At 61.1% G+C, this 21,472-nt stretch carries 19 protein-coding genes and 7 pseudogenes; 11 read left to right on the top strand and 15 right to left on the bottom strand.

The genetic code is table 11. The annotated features are described in order from the left end of the window. From NKJ28_RS27095 to NKJ28_RS27085, 3 genes are all read left to right on the top strand, one after another. Nucleotides 1–459 (top strand): ATP-binding protein (locus NKJ28_RS27095; protein WP_352637636.1); only part of this gene is annotated, 459 nt, incomplete at its 5' end. A gap of 452 nt (nucleotides 460–911) precedes the next feature. Further along, nucleotides 912–1,064, top strand: a complete 153-nt coding sequence (locus NKJ28_RS27090) for an aminopeptidase (protein ID WP_352453905.1) — start codon at nucleotides 912–914, stop codon at nucleotides 1,062–1,064. Between the two features lie 56 nt (nucleotides 1,065–1,120). Then, complete coding sequence (locus NKJ28_RS27085) at nucleotides 1,121–1,378, top strand: aminopeptidase (protein ID WP_352453904.1); 258 nt, start codon at nucleotides 1,121–1,123, stop codon at nucleotides 1,376–1,378. Between the two features lie 2 nt (nucleotides 1,379–1,380). Here NKJ28_RS27085 and NKJ28_RS27080 read toward each other — a convergent pair. Further along, nucleotides 1,381–1,698, bottom strand: a pseudogene (locus NKJ28_RS27080) (integrase); the annotation flags it as partial. Between the two features lie 191 nt (nucleotides 1,699–1,889). Here NKJ28_RS27080 and NKJ28_RS27075 point away from each other — a divergent pair. After that, on the top strand, nucleotides 1,890–3,551 hold the full coding sequence (locus NKJ28_RS27075) for a tannase/feruloyl esterase family alpha/beta hydrolase (protein ID WP_352637635.1): 1,662 nt from the start codon (nucleotides 1,890–1,892) through the stop codon (nucleotides 3,549–3,551). Between the two features lie 242 nt (nucleotides 3,552–3,793). Here the strand turns inward: NKJ28_RS27075 and NKJ28_RS27070 are convergent. After that, nucleotides 3,794–4,918 (bottom strand): annotated as a pseudogene (locus tag NKJ28_RS27070) (site-specific integrase). A 536-nt stretch (nucleotides 4,919–5,454) separates the two neighbouring features. Between NKJ28_RS27070 and NKJ28_RS27065 the strand changes: the two are divergent. Continuing rightward, nucleotides 5,455–6,423, top strand: coding sequence for a glycosyltransferase family 10 domain-containing protein (locus NKJ28_RS27065; protein ID WP_352453731.1), 969 nt, complete (start codon nucleotides 5,455–5,457; stop codon nucleotides 6,421–6,423). 138 nt (nucleotides 6,424–6,561) lie between these two features. Here NKJ28_RS27065 and NKJ28_RS27060 read toward each other — a convergent pair whose 3' ends face one another. From NKJ28_RS27060 to NKJ28_RS27025, 8 genes and pseudogenes are all read right to left on the bottom strand, one after another. Next, entirely contained in the window at nucleotides 6,562–6,918 is a 357-nt protein-coding gene (locus tag NKJ28_RS27060) for a hypothetical protein (RefSeq protein WP_352453730.1), read from the bottom strand. Nucleotides 6,919–7,184: 266 nt separating this feature from the next. Next, a pseudogene (locus NKJ28_RS27055) lies at nucleotides 7,185–7,340 on the bottom strand (ATP-binding protein); the annotation flags it as partial. Between the two features lie 71 nt (nucleotides 7,341–7,411). After that, nucleotides 7,412–7,710: pseudogene (locus NKJ28_RS27050) on the bottom strand (transposase); the annotation flags it as partial. Nucleotides 7,711–7,799: 89 nt separating this feature from the next. Next, nucleotides 7,800–8,822: a transketolase family protein gene (locus tag NKJ28_RS27045; protein ID WP_502902221.1), complete on the bottom strand. Its 1,023-nt coding sequence runs from the start codon at nucleotides 8,820–8,822 to the stop codon at nucleotides 7,800–7,802. Continuing rightward, on the bottom strand, nucleotides 8,819–9,658 hold the full coding sequence (locus NKJ28_RS27040) for a transketolase (RefSeq protein WP_352637640.1): 840 nt from the start codon (nucleotides 9,656–9,658) through the stop codon (nucleotides 8,819–8,821). Before NKJ28_RS27040 ends, NKJ28_RS27045 begins: the two co-directional genes overlap by 4 nt. A 19-nt stretch (nucleotides 9,659–9,677) precedes the next feature. Beyond that, nucleotides 9,678–10,430, bottom strand: coding sequence for an SDR family NAD(P)-dependent oxidoreductase (locus NKJ28_RS27035; protein WP_352453729.1), 753 nt, complete (start codon nucleotides 10,428–10,430; stop codon nucleotides 9,678–9,680). A 35-nt stretch (nucleotides 10,431–10,465) separates the two neighbouring features. Next, nucleotides 10,466–11,242, bottom strand: coding sequence for an amidohydrolase family protein (locus NKJ28_RS27030; protein WP_352453728.1), 777 nt, complete (start codon nucleotides 11,240–11,242; stop codon nucleotides 10,466–10,468). 9 nt (nucleotides 11,243–11,251) lie between these two features. After that, a complete protein-coding gene (locus NKJ28_RS27025) occupies nucleotides 11,252–11,635 on the bottom strand; it encodes an ATP-binding cassette domain-containing protein (RefSeq protein ID WP_352637634.1) in 384 nt (127 codons plus the stop codon). A 185-nt stretch (nucleotides 11,636–11,820) separates the two neighbouring features. Between NKJ28_RS27025 and NKJ28_RS27020 the strand changes: the two genes are divergently transcribed. Continuing rightward, on the top strand, nucleotides 11,821–12,792 hold the full coding sequence (locus NKJ28_RS27020) for a LysR substrate-binding domain-containing protein (RefSeq protein ID WP_352457357.1): 972 nt from the start codon (nucleotides 11,821–11,823) through the stop codon (nucleotides 12,790–12,792). Between the two features lie 203 nt (nucleotides 12,793–12,995). Here NKJ28_RS27020 and NKJ28_RS27015 read toward each other — a convergent pair. The 4 genes and pseudogenes from NKJ28_RS27015 to NKJ28_RS27000 all read right to left on the bottom strand — a co-directional run bounded on the left by NKJ28_RS27015 (nucleotide 12,996) and on the right by NKJ28_RS27000 (nucleotide 16,293). Further along, nucleotides 12,996–13,935: pseudogene (locus NKJ28_RS27015) on the bottom strand (IS5 family transposase). 584 nt (nucleotides 13,936–14,519) lie between these two features. After that, nucleotides 14,520–15,653: a site-specific integrase gene (locus NKJ28_RS27010; RefSeq protein ID WP_352637633.1), complete on the bottom strand. Its 1,134-nt coding sequence runs from the start codon at nucleotides 15,651–15,653 to the stop codon at nucleotides 14,520–14,522. Next, a complete protein-coding gene (locus NKJ28_RS27005) occupies nucleotides 15,650–16,036 on the bottom strand; it encodes a type II toxin-antitoxin system VapC family toxin (RefSeq protein WP_352467886.1) in 387 nt (128 codons plus the stop codon). Before NKJ28_RS27005 ends, NKJ28_RS27010 begins: the two co-directional genes overlap by 4 nt. After that, on the bottom strand, nucleotides 16,036–16,293 hold the full coding sequence (locus NKJ28_RS27000; protein ID WP_031195575.1) for a type II toxin-antitoxin system VapB family antitoxin: 258 nt from the start codon (nucleotides 16,291–16,293) through the stop codon (nucleotides 16,036–16,038). The genes NKJ28_RS27005 and NKJ28_RS27000 overlap by 1 nt, the downstream gene beginning before the upstream one ends. 168 nt (nucleotides 16,294–16,461) lie before the next feature. On the opposite strand from NKJ28_RS27000, the gene NKJ28_RS26995 reads away from it, so the two are divergent. The 5 genes and pseudogenes from NKJ28_RS26995 (at nucleotide 16,462) to NKJ28_RS26975 (ending at nucleotide 20,468) form a co-directional block, all read left to right on the top strand. Then, nucleotides 16,462–17,478 carry a DUF1403 family protein gene (locus NKJ28_RS26995; RefSeq protein ID WP_352637639.1) on the top strand — a complete coding sequence of 339 codons (1,017 nt, stop codon included), beginning with the start codon at nucleotides 16,462–16,464 and terminating at the stop codon, nucleotides 17,476–17,478. 5 nt (nucleotides 17,479–17,483) lie between these two features. Further along, nucleotides 17,484–18,200 (top strand): SMC-Scp complex subunit ScpB, encoded by a 717-nt coding sequence (gene scpB / locus NKJ28_RS26990; RefSeq protein WP_352637632.1) that lies wholly within the window; start codon nucleotides 17,484–17,486, stop codon nucleotides 18,198–18,200. Between the two features lie 347 nt (nucleotides 18,201–18,547). Beyond that, a pseudogene (locus NKJ28_RS26985) lies at nucleotides 18,548–19,443 on the top strand (RHE_PE00001 family protein); the annotation flags it as partial. Between the two features lie 42 nt (nucleotides 19,444–19,485). Continuing rightward, complete coding sequence (locus NKJ28_RS26980) at nucleotides 19,486–19,689, top strand: helix-turn-helix domain-containing protein (RefSeq protein ID WP_352579459.1); 204 nt, start codon at nucleotides 19,486–19,488, stop codon at nucleotides 19,687–19,689. Nucleotides 19,690–19,781: 92 nt separating this feature from the next. After that, a complete protein-coding gene (locus NKJ28_RS26975; protein ID WP_352637631.1) occupies nucleotides 19,782–20,468 on the top strand; it encodes an XRE family transcriptional regulator in 687 nt (228 codons plus the stop codon). A gap of 663 nt (nucleotides 20,469–21,131) precedes the next feature. On the opposite strand, the pseudogene NKJ28_RS26970 reads toward NKJ28_RS26975, so the two are convergent. After that, nucleotides 21,132–21,459 (bottom strand): annotated as a pseudogene (locus NKJ28_RS26970) (ATP-binding protein); the annotation flags it as partial. Nucleotides 21,460–21,472 lie beyond the last annotated feature (13 nt).

Below are 21,472 nucleotides of genomic sequence, written 5' to 3'. Positions count from 1 at the left end.
CTGTACCAGACGCTAACGGCCGACGAGCCGAAAGAGGAGGTCGATCTTGGCGTCTATCTCAGCCAGATCGCGTCCGCGGTGATGAGCTCGCATGCAGTCGAGGGGATCCGCCTGGATATGAAGGTGGATACATATCCGGTGTCAATAAACGTCGCCATGCCGGCGGGACTGGTCGTCAACGAATTGCTGACCAATTCACTAAAGCATGCGTTCCGGGGGCGCGACGGCGGCACGATAACACTGCGCAGCGTCGTCGATGGCGACGGCTGCCGGGTTATAGTGGCGGACGACGGAATCGGCCTGCCGGAAGGCGAGGTGTGGCCCAAGCCAGGCAAGCTCGGCGCGCTGATCGCGCGATCGCTGACCGAGAACGCCAAGGCGCAGCTAGCCGTCGAGTCCAGCGCCAACAAAGGGACGAAGGTGACCATCGTTTTCAAGCGGGCGGCGGCAGCAAGCTGAACGGTTGCTGTCGAACTAGCAGGCTGGCGGCTGGCTTCATGTCGCGGCTTTGAGCAGGTGGCTGCAAATAGGCTAGGTCGCCCTTCACGGCCTGCTTCACATGGTCGAGGTCTTCCATTATGCTCCAAGCTTGCTGCTTCTGACTTCGGCGGCCAGTCCATCCCCACCTAGCGGAAGGCACTCCCGCCTGATTACGTTGCGGCTTGAGTCTTGACGGCGGGGGCACCTGACGCCTTCGCGCTCATCACGCGCGGGCCGGCAATTCAGCAGCGAGTCATCGCTTGGCCAATCTTGCCGAGGACGAAGGTCTAACCTACAAATAAAATTGGTCCGACTGTTCGTGGCCGGAGGTAAGCGCGAATTTGCGCTATCGGGACAGGAGAGCAGTGCTGTAGGCAAACCGCGATGCGTGCATTCGTTCGATTGGTTCTACGATTATCCTGACGCCTGGGGTGACCAGTTGCACCAGTATTTCCTACTACGCGCAATCTTTGCAGGGTCATGTGCAGATCATCGCGGCCCGCCAAGACATCGGAAAACTGATCGACGATCCTTCAACCCCTGAGATATTGCGCGCCCGAATGGCATCGGCGGCCGCCATATAATAGTTTGCGGCAAAGACGGCCGCGATCGAACGGCTGAGGACGCGCTCGCCAACAGATTGCGCGACAGACGATGGGGTGGATACCGCGGATACGACGCCTGGTTCGATGCTCCGATCAACAACGCGAAGCTCGCCGCGACTTCCGTCTACAGCGATTCGGTTCAAAGGCTTGGCGCGTTGGACAAAGCTCGCCGCGCCGAAGCGCGATGCATAGAAGCCGGGATAGTCGCCCGAACACAAGTCGAACAAGCGGAGTGGTCGACCGTTTCGTCCTCCCCGGGGACGAGCCGGTTGCTCTGGCCTGGGGCGACCTGATGGGTCTTGCGGAGCACCGTCTCCAGCATGGCGATCAGGTCTTCGGGAAGTATGGCCTCATTCTGCACAGAAGGTTTTGCGTGGCTGTTACGGATGCCGGCGGGCACGGTGGCGATATGGCGGTCCTTTCGATCGAGCGGCTCGCCATGCTGCGTATAATTCCACGCCAGGGAGGAGAGACGGCGCTCGATCGTCGCCACAGAGTTTGGTTTCTTGTCTCCTGTAACCTTTCTGGATGCACAGGCCGTGATGTAGAGGCCGACGGTCTGCGGATCAGGCGGCAACACCTCGAGGTGCTGCCGGCGCGCCCAGGCGCAAAAAATCCGCTCTCGACCGAGCGGCGTCAGACCGGTATTCTTATGGATGTTCATCCGGTCCCCCTGGAGTCACTGAAGCTTCGACAATCTCAGCTTTCCCGGTTCGGACCGGATGGACAACCTACTGAAAGCTCACAACTAGCTACCAATGCGATCAGCTTTCGGGCTATCGGGCGCATCCAGGGAGGATGGGTATGTTCTTGGCTAACGGGCTCAAGCTGCGGGACCGCGGGTGCACGCTGGCACTGATGTTGGCGATCATATGTGTATGTGCGCCTGCACTGGCGGCAAACGCGTCGGATCAGGCGTGCCGGTCCATCGCCAAGCTCAAAATTCCAAGCGTGATCTTTACCGAGGCTAGCCTTCAAAAGCCGCAGGAGATCCCCGCAGATCCCTTCACTGCATTCACCGGCGCCTCGCCTCAGGCGGTAAAAGTGGGCGGGCACTGCCTTGTCCGAGGTGTTATCGGGAAACGCCAGGGGGTCGATGGTCAATCATATGGCACCCGGTTTGAGGTGCGTCTTCCGACGACCTGGAACGACATGTTCCTTTTCCAGGGCGGCGGCGCAGTTGATGGCTTCCTGGCGCCGGCCGTCGGGACCATTCCTTGCCGGAACTCGACCGCGGCTCCCGGGCTCTTGCGCGGCTACGCTGTTGTAAGCATGGATGGCGGGCACCCAAGCCCCGATCCGGCTTTTGGGGTCGATCAAGCCGCACGCATTGATTTTGCGTACGCCTCCATTGGCAAAGTCACTTCGGTCTCGAAGCAGGTGATTGCCAAGTTCTATGGGGCGGCTCCGAAAAAGTCGGTGTTCATGGGATGCTCGAATGGCGGTCGTGAGGCGTTGATAGCGGCTCAGCGATATCCGCTCGAGTTCGACGGCATTGTTGCAGGTAGCCCGGGTTTTCGTCTCAGTGCCGCCAACATTGCCGAAGCCTGGGATACTCGCCAGTACATGAGCATCGCTCCCAAGGATGAGGCCGGCCATCCCATTCTATCCCGCGCCTTCTCCCAGCAGGATCTGAACATCGTCGCCAAGGCGGTTCTCGCTGCCTGTGATACCCGCGATGGCATTGAGGATGGCGTCATCAACGCCTGGCAGCAGTGCCGGTTCGACCCAAAGGTCCTGTCCTGCCAAGGCGATAAGACGGACAGCTGCCTCACGGCTGGTCAAGTGCAGGCCATGAGCCGCGCGTTCGCGGGTCCGGAAAGCTCCGATGGCGAAAAGCTTTACAGCGATTGGCCATATGATACGGGCGTTGCGGGCGCGGACTGGAGAATGTGGAAGCTGGGCAATTCCCCCACTTCCCAGTCGGATGCAAATAACATCGTTCTGGGAGCCCGCTCGCTTCAATACTACTTCATGACGCCCCCGGCGCCGAATTTTGACCCCCTGAAGTTCGACTTCGACAAGGATCCGGCACGCGTTGCGGATACGGCCAAGCTCAATGATGCGACCGGCACGTATCTCGCCAGCTTCGCTGCCCACGGTGGAAAGCTGCTCTTGTTTCAGGGACTTTCCGATCCGGTCTTCTCAGCCAACGATCTGGTGCGCTGGTACAAGCAAGTCGTCGAGGTCACAAGCGGCGGCGATTTGGAAGCGACTCGCCGTTTCGTGCGCATGTTCATAATCCCGGGGATGACCCACTGCGGCGATGGCCAAGCCTTCGACGACTTTGATCCTTTGGCCGCCATCGAGGGCTGGATAAACCAAGACAAGGCTCCGGATTCTCTCGCGGCTGGCAGCAAGGCATTCCCCGGCAAGCACCAGCCGATCTGCGCTTATCCCACTCAAGCTGCCTATGGCGGTAAGGGAAATCCCGATGAGATCGCGAGCTATTCGTGTCGGGGATAAGAGACCTCGTCATTTGTTCGCTTCAATCTGCGCGCATTCCCGGAACAGGTCTCCCGGACCAAGGATCGGTTGGAAAAGCTAAACCCGGAATTTGTGGGCCGTGCCATAACGCAGTTGATGATCATGCCTGACTACGAAGCGTCGGCCGCCGATAGTCTGGACACAGCGCTCGCTGTGCTCGATGAGGTAATTGTTATCGTCTGAGATCTGACCGCCTCATCCCAGCGGACAAAACGGGGGCATCAGAGCCCGGACGCCTTGGTGAGATTTACGCGGAAACGATCGCGCCGGCGCTGATAATTTCGCGTCATCTCCGCGGAGGCATGGCCGAGCTGTTTTTGCACATAGCGTTCCTCGACCTCGGCCGACGAGGCGAGGCCGGCGCGCAGTGAGTGGCCGGCGAATTTCTTCGCCCGTTCGCCCTCCGACAGATCGCCGCGCACGCCGGCGGCGAGCGCCGTGCGCTTGACCAGGCGTGCGACCTCCTGGTCGTTCAAGCGATCGGCACCGACGGCTCTGCCTTGACCAGCAACGCGCCGAAACAGCGGTCCGTGCGCAATGCGCGCCAGTCTTAGCCAGGTCTGCAGAGCGACCACAGGGCAGGTGGCGTCGGAGGAGCCGCGGCCGATTTCGACCTCGCGCCAGCCGGTTTTGCCGCGCAATGTGACAAGCAGACCCTTATCGGCAAAAATCTCGACCCAGCCGCGCCCGTCCTCGGTCTGATCCCTGCCGACGTCGAGGCCGACGATTTCGGATCGGCGAAGGCCGCCGGCGAAACCCAAAAGCAGCATGGCGCGGTCGCGCAGCCCGCGCAGCGTGCCGCGGTCGAGGGTCTCGAACATGCGATCAGATCCTCGGGCAGGATCGCTTCCTTCTGCCGGGGAGGGGAGGCGTGGGTGTTGCGAACGCCAGCCATCACCGTGGCGATATGCCGGTCCTTGCGGTCCAGCGGCTGGCCGCGCTGGGCAAAATTCCAGGAGAGCGACGAAAGCCGGCGCTCGATGGTTGAAACGGTGTTGGGCTTTTTGTCGCCAGTGGCCGTACCTGACGCGCAGGCGGCGATATAGAGCCCGACGACCTCAGGATCGGGCGGGAACATCTCGATGCCTTGGCGCCGGCACCAGCTCGAAAAATGCTTCCAGTCGGCTGCGTAGGCGCGGCGCGTGTTGGCCGAACTCGCCGCCTCGATATAATCGCGCGCGCGGCCGGCGAGCGCCTCAAGCTGCGCAGGCAGGCTGGGATTGGCAATGGCTGGAAGGGGAGGGGGACGAGGCTAGGTCGGCATCGCCCATCTGCATGACGATGTCGATGATGTCGGGCAAAGCCGCGGCGCTTTGTGTGTGAAGCTTGTCCGAAATTCGTAGCATATTTCGGACATCTTGACCGTCACTTCGTCCGAAATCGGACCACAGATTTCGGACAAAGCCCCGGCATCAACCCGCCAATATCTCGATCTGCCGTCGCCGCTGCAAACGTCGCCTGTGAGAGCCGAGCCGCCTCTAAACTGGTCGTATATCCCGATTAATAATAAGAATGTAGTCAACTTCCATATTTTAGAGGGCACGCATGCTGCCACTCAACCGGCCTGATCACCACACAAAGTGAGGAAGAACCTGGTTAGGTGCAAAGCGACAATTGCCTCGACAGCGGGTCCCGGAAGGTTTATGCTGCCCAATCTTACCGCAATCCGAAATGGCGATTGAGTACCTTCACGAGTGAAGGGATTCCCGCGGTCTTAGAGATGAGTTGTCGAATGGCGCGAAGTCGCACAGAATCGCGAAGTCGCACAGAATCGTGTGTTTGATACCGATCAGGATCGCGAGCTATTTCAGGCGCAGAGAGGTCTTGCGCCCGATGCACGAGTTGCTCCCGGTCCAACGGAAGTGAATGGGGTGGAACTGCTTTGTCGACCAAATTGTTGACGGAACGTCCGGCGCCCATTGTTGCTACATGTCTGGATTCTTGGGGCGTTTTGGATGATGCAATCCACCATCTCACTCCAAAGGGCAGTGGAATCTGGAACAATGTCGCTTTTGTACGCAGGACATCCTTCGCGCCCGATTGGCATATTGTCTTTAACTCTGCTTCTATTTTTGGGCTCCCTGTTGATATCGAGGCGAGTCCAAACAGGACAATTTTTGCAATCGGCGAACCGCCGACGAAAGCTCATCGCGCATTTCATGAAGGGCAGGGGAAAAATACCATCGTCCTGACGTCTGACGCAGAGCTGGCTGCTCGGCAGAATGCAGAGCGCCGATTCGTTTTGTCTCCACCTATCACTCGGTCTTGGTCTGTAACAAAGACATATGACCAACTTCTGGTCAGCGAAGTCGTGGACAAGCCGCTTCGGCTCTCATGGATTACCAGTAACATCGCCCTGCTTAAAGGGCATCGATATCGGCTGGCGTTTCTGGAACGGCTGAGAGAGGAGCTCGATTTTGACCTGTTCGGCCGAGGTTTTCGGCTGATTGGAGATAAATGGGACGCACTCGCACCGTACCGTTACAGTATAGCTTTCGAGAATACTCGTGCTGATTACTATTTTACAGAGAAGCTTATGGACTGCTTCGTTGCTGAAACAATGCCGATCTATTACGGCAGCCCGGCAATCACGAGGTTCTTCCCTTCCGACTCAATGGTTCTGATTGACCCAGAGGACAAGAACGTAATCCAAAAAATTCAAGAAATCATCGACTCGGACCTCTGGAAGGAGCGTCGCGGCGCAATACAAGAGGCGAAGCGGTTGGTTCTTGAGAAATACAATACGTTTGCTTATCTCGCGGGCTTCATCGAAAGCGTTCACGATAAACCCTTACCGCCGGAAGTTATACACATCGGTTCGCCTGCGGTCGATTTTGGGACAGACGAATGAAGTACTCCAACGCTCGCTTCGCGTGCCCGGCGGTTGGTGGTCTGGCGAGATCGGTACGGAGCGCTCGGCGGAGAATGCCTACCTGCGCAGACGGGCCGGCACGGGCGCACGAGGTCATGCGCCCCCGGCTGCCGCTGATCAGACGAACTGGGGAAGGCCAGGAACGGAATTGAGGACCTCGTCCACGAGTTCGTCGCCGGCATGTTCCTTGGCGAAGGCGATCGTCTCGTTGGCGATGGCGGCGATCTTTAGAATGCTGAGACCCTCACTCATCAATTGCTGGCCGAGCCCCATGAGGCCGCCTCCGCCCTCTGGGTCGTTGCCATGATACTTCGCCACTAATTCCGAAGCTCCGGGAATGGCCGCGATCATGCGCGCAACGGGACCGTCGGCCGCGTGGCGTTGCAGGAAACCCAGCATTAACCCAACGGCCTTCTCTGCGAGAGCCGGGCCGATGCCGGCACCAGTGGCGATGCGCGATAAGAATTCTTCCATGGCAGGGTTCGTCTCTCTTTAATGAGGTTTACACGGGGCCGGTCCGGCGCCCAAAGCGCCCTTGGCCGAACCACAATTGAACTCCACAAAAATAGGCCGGCGGAAGTGCTATTGCAACTGCGCGTAAAACCGCCTCTGTCAACGCAAGCTGCGTCGGACGTGCGTATTTCGCAAAAACGGGACAGTCGTTCCGCTAAATCGCGGACAGCAGTTTCACTAATTCGCGGACAGCAGGATGGGGTCGGCGCTCGGTTGCCTGGTTGAAGTCATTTGCGATTGATTTCGCCGTTTTCGGCGCCGGTCAAGGGCGGCGGTGTTTTTTGCTTTCTCATGCTGTCGCCTTCGAGGGTGATGCGATGGGCGTTGTGGATGCTCCGGTCGAGAATGGCGTCGGCTATTGTCGGCTCCGCGAATGCTTCATGATGCACCTTTCCTTGATCGCCTGGTCCGTTGCAGTCGGCGTTGAAGTTGATCGATCTGGTCGCTGGAAAGGTTTCCGCTTGGCCGCGGGCGTCACCATTTCTTTCCCACAAGATCCTTCAACGCGGCATTGTCGAGCATGGCGTCGGCCAAAAGCCGCTTCAGCCGCGTGTTCTCGTCCTCCAGAGCCTTCAGTCGCCGAGCCTCGCAGACATCCATCCCGCCGAAGCGGGCCTTCCAGTTGAAAATCGAGGCGTCGCTGACCCCGTGCTTGCGGCACAGATCGGCAACCGATACCCCGGCCTCATGTTCCTTCAAAATTCCGATGATCTGCTCTTCAGAGAAGCGGCTACATGTCCTGGTCCTCTCGATGGGCCAGAACGAACTTCAAACCGGATTAGATAAGAGGGGCAAGGTCAAGGTCGATGACTCAACTGTTGTGTGGGGAGAGCTCTTACTTCTCATTCGCTCCAAATGCGGACGCGGCGCACGAGCTCGGAAGTTGAGATCCCGTAGCGATCGTGAAGCGTCGGCAGCGCGCCAGCGTCGAGGAACTCGTCGGGCAGGGCGATCTGGCGAAAGACTGGGGTCACTCTCTCGCGCATCAGCAGCGCGGCAACGCCTTCGCCAAGGCCACCAATGATGGTGTGGTTCTCCGCCGCCACCACCAGCCGTCCCGAACGGCGCGCGGCAGCGAGTATCGCCTCCGTATCCAGAGGTTTGATCGTCGGAACGTGCAGAACGGCGCAGCCGATCCTGTCGGCTTCAAGCGCCTTCGCGGCCTCCAGCGCGCGCATGGTCATCAGGCCGCTGGAAATGAACAATACGTCCGCGCCCTCGCGCAGCATTCGCGCCTTGCCGATTTCAAATGTATAGTCGTCTTCGTCGAGCACGACAGGAATCTTACCGCGCGAAAGCCGCATGTAGACCGGCCCGTTGTAGTCCGCGATCGCCTCCGTGGCCTGTTCGATGTCGAGCGCGTCGCAAGGGTCGATGATCGTCAGGTTCGGCATCCCGCGGAAAATCGCGATGTCCTCCGTCGCCTGGTGGCTGGGGCCGTAGCCGGTCGTCAGCCCCGGTAAGGCGCAGACGATCTTCACATTGAGTTTCTCCTCGGCGATCGCCATGCAGATGAAATCGTAGGCACGTCGCGATGCGAAGACGGCGTAGGTGGTGGCGAAGGGCGTAAAACCCTCCCGCGCCAAGCCGGCGGCGGCGCTCATCAGCACCTGCTCCGCCATGCCCATCTGATAGAAGCGGTCCGGATGCTCCTGTGCGAAGACATGGAGATCGGTGTATTTCGCGAGGTCCGCCGTCAGGCCAACTATCCCGGGCCGCTGGTGCGCCAGTCTGGCCAGTGTGTGCCCGAACGGCGCATTGCGTGTCGGTACGCCATCGGGCGCGATCGACGCGATCATCGCCGATGTGGTCTTGCGCTCACCGGCATTGGCGGCGTGGCGCGGCGCGAACTTTGACAACCTCAACGCGGACGTCCCTTTTCCAAAGCTTCGAGCGCTAACGTCCATTCGTGCGGTTCGACGCGGATGAAATGCGTGATGTCGCGGGTTTCCAGGAATGGCACACCCTTGGCCATGCGCGTATCGCAAACGATCACACGCGGACGAGGTTCCTTCAGGCCGCGCGCCATGTCGAAGGCCTTGCGGACCGCCTCGATGTCGTTGCCGTCGACGCGCTGCGCATGCCAGCCGAACGCCTCGAACTTGTCGGTCACCGGTTCGGAGGAGAGCATGGCCGTCGACGGACCATCGGCCTGCTGATTGTTGAAGTCGACAATGGCAATGAGATTGTCGAGCTTGTGGTGGGCGGCCGACATCGCGGCTTCCCAGGTCGAGCCCTCACCGAGCTCGCCGTCGGACAAAAGATTGTAGACGAAACTGTCGCTTCGCTTGCGCGTCAGCCCCATGCACATGCCAACGGCAATGCCAAGGCCGTGACCGAGCGAGCCGCCGGTGATCTCCATGCCGGGCGTGTATGGCGCCATGCCGGACATCGGCATACGGCTTTCATCGCTGCCATAGGTTTCGAGCTCTTCCTCCGGCAGCACGCCCGCTTCGATCAGAGCCGCGTAGAGCGCGATCGCATAGTGTCCGATCGACAGCAGGAAGCGGTCGCGTCCCTCCCACAACGTGTCCTCCGGCCGGTAACGAAGCGCATGGAAATAGGCGACGGCAAGCACGTCGGCGACACCCAGCGCCTGTCCGACATAACCTTGGCCCTGGACTTGACCCATCCGCACGGCGTGTCGGCGGATATGATAGGCTCGTTCGGCCAGGCTGACATTGCTGCCAGCGCCAGGCATCTCAAGCTCCGTTGTCCACTCAGCCATGGATTAGCATCCCACCGTTGACATCGATCACGGCGCCGGTGATGTAGCTGGCCAGATCGGAAGCCAGGAAGAGATAGGCGCCGGCTACGTCGCGCGCCTCGCCCAGCCGGCTGAGCGGGATTCCCTTGATGATGTCGGCGCGCATGGCGTTGGTCAGTTTGCCGCCGGTGATGTCGGTCTGGATCAGGCCCGGTGTGATGCAGTTGACGCGGATGCCTTCGGGACCGAATTCGCGCGCCATGGCCTTGGCAAGCCCCAGAACACCCGCCTTGGCAGCCGAATAGTGCGGGCCACCGAAGATGCCGCCGCCGCGCTGGGCCGAAACTGACGACATGCAGATGATCGAGCCGCCGCCATTTTCGCGCATGTTCGGGATGAATGCCTGGCTGAGATGGAGCACGCCGCGTAGGTTGACATCGAGGATGCGGTCCCAGTCAGCCGCGCTGATCTCCAGCGTCTTGACCGGCTGCGTGACGCCCGCATTGTTGCAGAGCACATCGATCCTGCCCAAGGTTTCTGTCACTTGCGCCGCCGCCCTCTTGCAGGCGTCGAGGTCCGCGACGTTGCACGCAAGGCCGATATGGTCGGGTCCAAGCGACGCAGCGGCGTCACGCGCTTGCCCGTCATCGAGGTCGAGTATTGCAACGCGAGCCCCGTGCTGTACCATCAGCGCTGCCGTGGAGCGGCCAATTCCCCGGGGGCCCGCGGCCCCCGAAATCACCACGGCCTTGCCCTTCAGCAACAAGTCGAACTCTCCTGCTATTTCTGTTTGCCGGTGATCTAAAGTCGGTAGAACCGGGCGGCGTTGTCATGGAACAGCGCGAGCCGCTCCTCGTGCGGGTGGGCGATCGTAATTTCCTTGAAGGCGTTCAAAATGGCGTCGAAGCTCGAGAACAGCTTGTCGACGGGGAAGTTCGTCGCGAACATCGAGCGGCCGACGCCGAAGGCTGCGATCGCCTCCTCGACATAAGGACGGATCGAGAACGTGGTCCAAGTCCAGTCGCCCATGCCGAGGCCCGAGATCCAGGCGACGTTCGGCGCTTGCGCTAACTGGTGCATGCCTTTTTTCCAGGCGCCAAAATGCTCGGCGCCGTCGACCTGCATGCCGGTGTGATTGAGAATGATCTGCACGTCGGGAAAGTCGCGCGCCAGTTCGAGGAACTCGCTCATCTGCGGATAGTAGAGCTGCGGGTCGAAGCTCAGCCCGCGCTTCGCCAGCTCCCGGAAGCCGCGCCGCCATTCGGGCGTACGACTGACCTCCGGCCGCGCCAGATAGGTCTTGGCGGGGTCGGGATGATAATTCATCGGCTGCCGCATGCCGCGGAAGTTCGGATATTCCATGTGGCGGTCGAGGAGGTCGCCGACGTCGGGTTGGGACAGGTCGGCATAGCCGACGATGCCATGCGGAAAGCCTCGCTTGTTGGCGATCTCCTGCAGCCAGCGCGTTTCCCCAACCGGATCGCCGGGATCGAGAAGCAGCACTTCGGCTCCGGTGGAAAGGGCACGAGCGATCTGGACGATCTGGCCTTCGTGGAGGGACAATTTGCGTGCCGGCATTATCGATGATCACTTCGCCGATCGCTGGGTCGATCTCCGAGCGCAGTTTCGCGCGTGCGGCGACGGCTGATCTGCCACCAGCCCGACCTCGCATGCACAATGCCGATGTTTTCCGCGACCGGACAGCTCGGGCAACAGCGCCAGCTCCTGATGCACCACCGCGATGATCGGGCTGTTGTGGTCGGCCTTGGACGAGGCGAAGCCAATCTCGCCGGCTTCGCGTGAGGTCAGCCCTGTGACGATGCGGATGAGAGTGCTTTTGCCGGCGCCGTTGCCGCCCAGGAGCGCGTGGATTTCGTCGGCCCGGACCTGAAAACTCACACCCCGCAGGACACGGGTTGCGTCATAACTCTTCTCGATATTGGCAGCTTCGATCAGGGGCTTCCTGGTCAATACCTGTCCAACTCCCGGCACGTTGCCGGCGCTACCCAAGCTTTGGGTTGAACTCGGCTCCATCCTGTATCTCCTTCCGGGACCACTGTGCGACCGATTGACATTCGGCTCAATTTTCGTTTCTTAACATTCTGTGTAGCTGAGCTTAACTGACGAGGACGAGGTCAGACATCAAGTTCAATTCGATGACGCATTTCGAGGCAGTCGCGCGGCTCGGCGGCGTGGCAAAGGCCGCTCAGGAATTGCAGGTGACACCTTCGGCGGTTAGCCAGCAGCTGCGGCTGCTCGAACACCAACTCGGGGTGCGGCTTTTTCAGCGCGAAAAGCGCCATCTCTCGCTCACGATCGACGGTGAGCGGCTCTTCCAGACCACGACCCAGGCTTTCGAATCCATACGCGAGGTGCGTAATGCCATTGTGCGGCAGCGCGAAAGCTTCCAGCTTAGCCTGCGCGTCAGTCCTTCCTTCGGCGAGAAATGGCTGGCGCCGCGGTTGGCCGAGTTCAGCAAGGGCTATCCGAGCTGGAATTTGCGCGTCGACGCCACGCCCAATTTCTCGGATTTCGAAACGGAGGTCATCGATCTCGATCTTCGTTATGGCGACGGCGGCTGGGCCGGCCTTTATTCGGATTGCGTCGTCAACGATCTGATCCTGCCGATGTGCTCGCCTTCCTATCTTGCCGAACTGCGCGCGATCTCACCGGATCCGCGCGAGCAGCTTCGCCATGCGCGGTTGATCGACAGTGTGAAGGCCTATTTCCGGTGGGATTATTGGCTGCCGTGCAACGGTATCCAGGGCGCCCGCATGACGTATCCCTATCGTTTCGACCGTTCGTCAATGTCGGTTCAACTGGCGAAGGACGGTGCAGGTGTGGTCCTGGAAAGCACATCCATCGCATTCGAGGACCTGGTGTCGGGTTCTCTGGTTCCGGTCTCGATAGAGTTCGAGGTCATCGAGTTTCCGGGATACTGGCTGGTCTGTCCTTCGCGGCATATGAACCGGCGCGCGGTTCGCCTGTTTTCGGACTGGGTGTCACGCGTGGGTAAGCGCGACACCGATCTGGCTCGCCGGTTTCTGGCGGATAAGCAACTGCGCATATCGTTCGAACGACGGCCTCATTTCGGGGCACGGGATGACAAAGCGGCGCCAATGGCGTGAACAGTTCGGCGTTCAAGACATGGCAAGACGAAGATTGACAACACGTTGCGGTTGAGGAGCTGGCAAAACGCAGGCTGTGTGCAAGCGAATGGGTTGGCCCCGCTTTTCATTTTCCGCGTAGCCTGTGCCTGCGGCTGCCCGCGCGACAAGGCGTTGGTGCACAAATGTGGCATTAGGCACAATCAGCTCTTTGATGCCGCCTGCTATGTCGGCCTTGCCGGGCTGCGAACGGACTCCGGGCGTGCGCACGCCGTCATGCGGTTGAGAACGGCGCAGCCGATGGCGACCTCGGTCTGCTGAGCCGAAAAGGAGCGGGCTCGCAGGCGACGTCCGATCAGCCCCTTGTAGCGCCCGACGGCGGTCTCGATCAGGGCGCGCTTGCCATAGCCGGTGGACGCCTGCCAATTCAGCCTTCCATCATTGGCGATCGCCGTGATGTGACCGTCCCTTTGACCGGGTGGTCCGGTGTCATCACTCTCCACGGCCGTTGAACGTGGCGGGATGACTATCCTTGCGGTGACGCTGTGTTGCAGCACCGCGCAGTAGGTGGGACCGCCATCATATGCTCCGTCGGCCGTGAATTGGTCGATCTCTGCATCGATCCGGTCGAGCAGCGGCTTCACCTGCGAGGGATCGTCGCCGTCCTGGTCGGTCAGACAATGGGCGATGATCTCGCCGCTGTCGGCATTGAGAACCAAATGCAGCTTGCGCCAGGTCCGGCGTGATCTGGCACCGTGCTTGTCTTCCAGCCATTGGCCGGCGCCGTAGACTTTCAAATCCGGTGCTATCGATCAGCACATGCAGCGGACCGTCCTCGGGATGCCGCTGCCGCTTGGCCGATGGTTCCCATATCTGCGCCCGGCGGCTTAGCGTCGTGTGATCGGGAACCGGTAGATCAAGCCCCATCAGATCGAGCAGCGAGGTCGCCAATCCCTCGCTCTGGCGCAGACGAAGCCCGAAGACGCATCCCAGTGTCAAGACCGCCTCGATGGCGAGATCGGAATAGCGGGGCTGGCCGCCGCGGGTCGTTCTTCGCGGCGCATGCCACCTGGCCAAGGCTTCTTCTGTCAACCACAGCGTCAGACTGCCGCGCCGCCGAAGGCCCGCCTCGTATTCCGGCCAGTTTGTCACCTTGAATTTCATCTTCGCGACTCGGTGACGGCGGCTGGCATTGACGACAGGGGCGGCGCACCATGGTCACGGCCGATACCCCCGCCATGTGGCTCGTGCTGGAAGCCCTCGGCCCAATGTCAGCTAAACAGATGACGGCCACCGGAGAGCATCTGATGGGACTTATCCCAGCGTTGTGCCCGGGGTGCGCGAATCGAAACCGCGCGGATCGACGAGTCCACTACATCTCGTGTCCCTTAGGGCATGGCCCCACCTTCCGGAAAAACACCCCACTCAGCCCTGTCCGGATCTGGCGCTCCTTGCTCGCTCCGCTGGCCTACACAGTTGATTGCGAACGACCCAGAACGGCTCTCGAAAACGAGCGTCGAACGAAATCAGATCACCGTTTGTTCTCCCTTAGCGTTGTTTGGCGTACTTTTATCGCGATGCCCTCTTGTGGGCCGTGCCATAACGCAGTTGATGATCATGCCTGACTACGAAGCGTCGGCCGCCGATAGTCTGGATACAGCGCTCGCTGTGCTCGATGAGGTATTGTTATCGCCTGAGATCTGACCGCCTCATCCCAGCGGACAAAACGGGGCAGGGAGGGGGGCTTTTCAGAGCCCGGACGCCTTGGTGAGATTGACGCGGAAACGATCGCGCCGGCGCTGATACTTTCGCGTCATCTCGGCCGAGGCGTGACCGAGCTGCTTTTGCACATAGCGCTCGTCGACCTCGGCCGAGGACGCGAGGCCGGCGCGCAGCGAATGGCCAGCAAACTTTTGACCGCGTTCGCCCTCCGACAGATCGCCACGCACGCCGGCTGCGAGCGCCGTGCGCTTGACCAGGCGTGCGACCTCCTGGTCGTTAAGCCGATCGGCGCCGACTCTTTTGTCTTGCCCTATTACCCTTCGGAACAAAGGGCCATGGCCGATCCGCGCCAGCTTCAGCCAGGTTTGCAGCGCGACCACCGGGCAGGTGGCGTCGGAGGAGCCGCGGCCGACCTCGACCTCGCGCCAACCGGTTTTGCCGCGCAGGGTCACCAGCACGCCCTTGTCAGGAAAAAACTCAATCCAGCCAGAAGAATCCTCGGTCTGGTCGCGACCAATGTCGAGGCCGACGATTTCCGAGCGCCGCAGCCCACCGGCAAAACCCAAAAGCAGCATGGCGCGGTCGCGCAGACCACGCAGCGTGCCGCGGTCGAGGGTCTCGAGCATGGCAATCAGATCCTCAGGCAGGATCGCTTCCTTCTGCCGGGGAGGGGAGGCGTGGGTGTTGCGAACGCCAGCCATCACCGTGGCGATATGCCGATCCTTGCGGTCCAGCGACTGGCCGCGCTGGGCAAAATTCCAGGAGAGCGACGAAAGCCGGCGCTCGATGGTTGAAACGGTGTTGGGCTTTTTGTCGCCAGTGGCCGTACCTGACGCGCAGGCGGCGATATAGAGCCCGACGAGCTGAGGATCGGGCGGGAACATCTCGATGCCTTGGCGCCGGCACCAGCTCGAAAAATGCTTCCAGTCGGCTGCGTAGGCGCGGCGCGTGTTGGCCGAACTCGCCGCCTCGATATAATCGCGCGCGCGGCCGGCGAGCGTCTCAAGATGCGCAGGCAGGCTGGGATTGGCAATGGCTGGAAGGGGAGGGGACGAGGCTAGGTCGGCATCGCCCATCTGCATGACGATATCGACGATGTCGGGCATGTCGTCCTCGCCGGAAGCAGCGGATGATCGTTGCGCGTCGCCAGCCATGCTCATGCCGCTTCGATATCCGTTTGGGAGAAGTCCTTGCCGACGAAAAGCAGCGGTTCATCCGCACGCTTTGCCAAAGCATAGGAGAGGCAATCGGCAAAATTCAGCGCCGCCGGGTGGTGGCCCTTGCCGTAGGTCAGCCAACCCTGGGTCGCCAGATCAACCAATTCGGAGTCGACAGGAATGATGTCGGCCTCGATTTTGCGCAGCCAAAGATCGATCTCGGCCAATGCGTGTTCGCCGCGCCTGCTGACCAGCACCATGCGTGCCTCGAGCACGCAGGTTGCCGGGACCAGACGGATTGGGTCCAAGACCAGCGCTCGTTCCAGCCTTGCTGCCTCAGGCTCGCTCCGAAGGATCGCTACAACGGCTGAGGTGTCGATCACCATCAGTTAGGGATTCCATGCTCGTCATACCCGATGATCTCCTCGTCGCTGCGACTATCCAGTTCAGGCAATCGTGCCACTCTTTCTCGGATGGCGCGCAATTCTGCCAGCAGACGCTCCTGAGCGGTCTCTCCAAAGCCCAAGCGATGCAAGCGCTCGCTCAGGGCCTGATGAATGGCTGCCGTCTTACTGATACCCTGGCGGCGTGCGAGTTCATCGGCGAGAGCAACGGTGGCCGGATTTTTGATGTTCAGAGACACGAAAGACTCCAAAATTCTACCTTTCCGGCGTATTCTACCATGGACCCCTAGCCTCGTAAAGGACGAATGATAAGGCAACATTATCGTTCGTTGTCCGTGTACGACAGGCGCGGCGGTTGTTCCGTATTTCGGTTGCCAAAAGCGCCGCAATGATTCATCGTGCTGTCGATGATTCTGCGTCCCAAGCCCTCTCCGCGCCACCACGCCACGCTTGCCGGCTCCCCTTCGACCTTGCCGATGGCAACGGTGCCGGCCTGGCTGCGTCGCGCCGTTCCCGATGTGCAAAGCCTCGCGGGCAAAGACATCGGGGACCTCGCGCTCACCGCCGGCGCCGCCATCGGCGCGCTCGATGCGGTGGTCCGCCGGCAAGAGCGGTGGGCCGGCGCCTGGCGGCAGCGCCTGGCACTTTCGGCCGCCGCGGCAACGGCAAAGCAGGCCGGCCGCGTCGAGGATGAAGCAGCACTTCGCGACGCCGTGCTGCTCACGCGACCGGGCGACAATGTCGGGCCCGCGGGTCTTTTCCTCCTCGCCTGGCGCCGGCTGGCCGGAATGCCTGCGGAAAAACTGCTGACCAAGGCTGGCATCGGCGCGATGCTGGATAATCTAGGTCTAGCGCGCGACGACGCGAGCGTGAGCGACCTGACGGACGATCTTCGCCAGCTCAGCGCCAGCGCCGGGTTGGTCGGAATGCTGACCGGCGCCATCGCGATCGCCGAACGCCACGGCTTTGCGCGCGCTCTTGGAGCCTGGCTCGCCGACGCTTTGCTGGCGCAACGGTTGGGTTGGGTTCATGCGGTGCCGCTGCTGGGCGCCGAAGCGGCCTTGGGCGCAAGCGCCCGCCCGCGCCGATCGGCAGCCGGCTCTGCGGCGACAGGCATTGAGACAAATCCTGAGCGTGCGAAAGGTCTGCTTGCCGCGCAGGCGCGCGCTGCGCTGCGCGCCATCGATCTTTCCGCGGAGCTCGAGCGCCGCGCCGACCGGCTGCTTACCGTCGCCCCGAAACTCAGGGCCAAGGCAGCGGGCGCTGTTGTCGACAAGCTGCTGTCCGACGATGCGATCGTTACCTCGCAAGATATTGCCGGCATGAGCGACCGTGGGCTGCGCCGCCTGTTCGACCGTTTGGTCGAACTCGGCGCGGTGCGTGAACTGTCCGGCCGTCCGACCTTCCGTATCTACGGGCTGTGACGACCATGATGGAAGCAACGAGGCGAGGGAGGGGCCGGCCAGATGACGGACGATCAGGCGACCGCCTCTTTGACCGGGAGTTGGATCACCTGCCGCCGGAAGCGCGCTGGCGTGAATGGATGCATCGGGTCGAGGCAACCATTTTTGCCGCCAGCGAACCCGTAACTCGCGAGACGTTGGCGCGGATCGTCGGCAAAAGCTGCAGCATCGACTTACTCATCGATGACATTCGTGAGGAGCTGAGCGGCCGGCCCTACGACTTGGTCGCCGTCGCCGGCGGCTGGAAACATCTGACGCGGCCGGCCTATGCCGACGCCATCCGCAGTGCATTTGGCACGGCCGTCGGCGGGAAAGGACGTGCCGTAGACTTGAGGCAGTCGGACGTGCTGGTGCTGATGTGCATCGCCTATTTCCAGCCGATCACGCGTGGAGAACTGTCGAGCATTTTTGGGAAAGAGATTTCTCGCGACCTGATTGGCAACCTGCGCGGATCCGGCATGATCGCCTCCGGGCCGCGTAGCCCGACGCCCGGCGCGCCCTACACCTACGTCACGACCAAAGAATTCCTGCTGGAGTTCGGTCTCGACACGCTGCGCAACCTGCCGGATTTCGAGGCGCTCGAGGACGCAGGGCTACTTTCCAAGGAGAAGCTGCTGGCGGGGGACATCATCCCTGGCTTTGCCGTCGGCCCAGAGCCCGTCGGAGTCGAACTCGACGAATAGCCGCGGCGCTTTGTGTGTGAAGCTTGTCCGAAATTCGTACCATATTTCGGACATCTTGACCGTCACTTCGTCCGAAATCGGACCACAGATTTCGGACAAAGCCCCGGCATCAACCCGCCAATATCTCGATCTGCGGTCGCCGCTGGAAACGTCGCCTCTGAGAGGCGAGCCGCCTCTAAACTGGTCTTATATCTCGATTAATAGATAAGAATGTAATCAACTTCCAATATTTTAAATAATGACAGTATCGATAAGAGGCCATTATCGATAGTTATTTTGCTCCTGAAGAAAATCGCCTGCAAGTAAACCTAACATCGAGATAGCTTGACCAATACGAATCAGGCATCATGGAAACAATGGCTTACGACATCAGCGATTTGTCCCTGAACACCCTGATAGGGCCGTTTTCCCGCGCGACCGCGGCTTTGGCGAGGCTCGACGAGCGCTTGGCCCGCTCTCCCGTCCGCGACGGCTTTGTCGAGCGCCAACATTTTGCCGACGCGGCCGCAGCACTTTGGCTCGAGGGCGAGCTCGTCCACCCCGAGGACCTTGTCCTGCACGACGCCCACATGGACATTCGGACACCGACCCACGAGCTCACCCGGGCGCATGCGGTGCTGCGAACCCGCCGTCGGATTTTTTCGCAGAAGCCGGACTGGGCGCTCAGCCGCGATGGTTTTTTGGCGCTGGCCGGCCGCGGCGGCGCCATGTCGGCGGCGGCGGGCCAAAAAAGCCGGGACGGGGAAGGCGCCGACCCCGTTGAAGCCGATGGTCGGGATGACGCTGAGGCCGACCTGCTGGCCGAAGAATTTGCCGAGATCGATGCCGTCCTGGCACGCTCATCAAGGCTCCTCAGCGGCGCAGATTGGCCTGATCGAAAGGAGGAAACGTCACGACGTGACCGGCCGGAGCCGCAAAACGACCTGATCTACGATCTCGACTGGAATGAAGAAGAACGCCCCGCCGAATGGCAGGACGTTGTCGCCAGGACGCGCGATCTGCCGGTCGTCCTGCGCGCGGCGTTGCTTCTCGACGCTGGCAGGACATCGAGGTGCTGCAGCATGGCGCCTGGCTCGGGTCGCTGCTGGTTGCCGCGCTGTTGCGGCAGGAGGGTCTTGCCGCCCACCATCTCGCCAGCCTGCATCTCGGCGCCAAAAACATTCCGCGCGAGCGGCGGCGGGCGCGCAATCGCAGCGATCGGCTGTTGGCCTCTCTCGATGCCATTCACGATGCAGCAGTGGCTGGCCTGAAGGAGCATGACCGTCTCGTGCTGGCGAAAAGCCAGATGGAGCGGCGGCTCAAACAACGGCGCTCGAGCTCGAAATTGGGCGATCTGGTCGAGCTGGTGCTGTCGCGGCCACTCGTCTCGGCTGGCATGATCCAGGACAGGCTAAAGGTGACAAAACAGGGAGCGCTCAACCTGGTCGGCGAGCTTGGTCTGCGCGAGATGACGGGCAGGGGGAGGTTTCGCGCCTGGGGAATTGTTTAGTCCCCAGCCATTCGCTACTAACTTTACCAAATTATCGAACTTGACGAACTTGCGCTCTGGAACCATATTGGTGACAGCAAGAGGTTGTCATCATGGCCGCTCCAAAACCCAGTAATCATAGCGGCGCCGCGTCCCCTGCGGGAGTCGCGGCCCTGAGCTTCACCACAAAGCTGCCGGCACAGGCAGACTTCAAGAAGGTATTGCTCGAACGCTATCAGGAAGCGATCGCACGCAGCCGCAAGATCGGCCGCCGCGTATCGTTCCGGGTAGAGGTCGATCCGGCGGCTGATGCGCAGACGATCACGCCGGTCGAAGAGCAACCGATCGCTTCAGGCGATAGCTTTCCCGTCGAGGACACGGGCATGCCCGATGCGGATCTCGAGGCGGCTCTTGCCGGAGCGCGCGCGCGTGGCCGCAAGCGTGTCGCCGAAATTGTCGCCGGCGAGGACATGCTGAGCGCGGATGCCTTTGCCAAGCTGCTCGGCACGTCGCGCGTGACGGTCAACGCCAGGCGGCAAAGCGGACAGGTGCTCGGGATCGATGGCGCCAAACGCGGTTTCCGCTTTCCTGTCTGGCAACTCGACAAGGACGGTCGTCCCTTCGGCGCATTGCCGGCGCTGCATGCCATGTTGGGCAACAGTGCCTGGGCCGTCTATCGGTTTTTGGTGTCGCGCCATGGCGTCCTTGATGGGCGGACGGGCCTTCGAGCCCTTCAGCAAGGCGATGACGCCTCGGTTTTGGCCGCGGCGGAAGGCATGGCCAGGGGTGATTTCGACTGAATGCCCGGCGTTCCACCTCCACCCGATTTCGCGCGCGCAAAGCTCGAAATCGAGACCATACCGCGGGGTCGGACGTTCGGTCGGATCTACTGGAGCACCTATCCTGATCCATTGGGGTACGGGAAGTCGCCGAGCCGGTTCAGCGATCCTCGACGCCGTCTTGACGCCAGCCGGTTTGGCCTCTTTACCTCGGTGACTCCCTGAAGGTGTGCTTCCTAGAGACCGTGCTCCGCGACCGCCGCGAAGGAATTCTTGACGATCTTCCAATAGAGGAGGTGCAGCTGACCCGACGGCGCTATGCGGAGATCGCGACCACGACAGACCTACGCCTGGTCGACCTCAGAGGCGATAATGCCGTTCGGATGGGCGTGCCGACCGATGTCGTTCGGGCAAGCGCCAGAACCTGGCACGCCGGTGGTCACTGAAGCAAACTGTTCCTTGCCCAGATCCTGAACTAGCTCGATCTCATAGAGAGAGACCTCATCAGGTACGGATCGATGAGCCACCTCTCCGAGATCCCGCACCAAAATGCCGTAGCAGCGGCATCGGCAATGGATCGCCGCGCAAAAGGGACCCCTTGTAATGCGCTGCGGTCAGAGTTTGCCGGGCGGAGTTGGTCGGGGTTGCGCAGCCCGGCGAGCGCGAATTAGCTTGGTGGGGTGATCAGGCGCGGTTCTTGCAGCGCCAGGATTCGTTTCCGGTGTCGATGATCTCGCAGTGGTGGGTGAGCCGGTCGAGCGATGCCGTGGTCATCTTGGCGTCGCCGAAGGCGGCGGGCCATTCTCCGAAGGCCAGAATGGTGGTGGCGATGATCGAGGTCCGTTCATAGAAGCCTGCTGATCAGGTCGAAGAGCAATTGCCCGCCGGCTTGCGCGAACGGAAGATAGCCGAGTTCATCGAGCACGACGAAGTCGAGCTGGGTGAGGTAATCGGCGATACGGCCCTGCTTGCCGCCTCGGTGCTCGGTCTCGAGCCGGTTGACGAGATCGACGGAAATTGCCGAT

The organism is Mesorhizobium sp. M0145, assembly GCF_040322355.1.
Taxonomy (GTDB): Bacteria; Pseudomonadota; Alphaproteobacteria; order Rhizobiales; family Rhizobiaceae; genus Mesorhizobium.
Note: the sequence above shows the minus strand (reverse complement) of the source record. Positions and strands in the feature narration are given on the sequence as shown.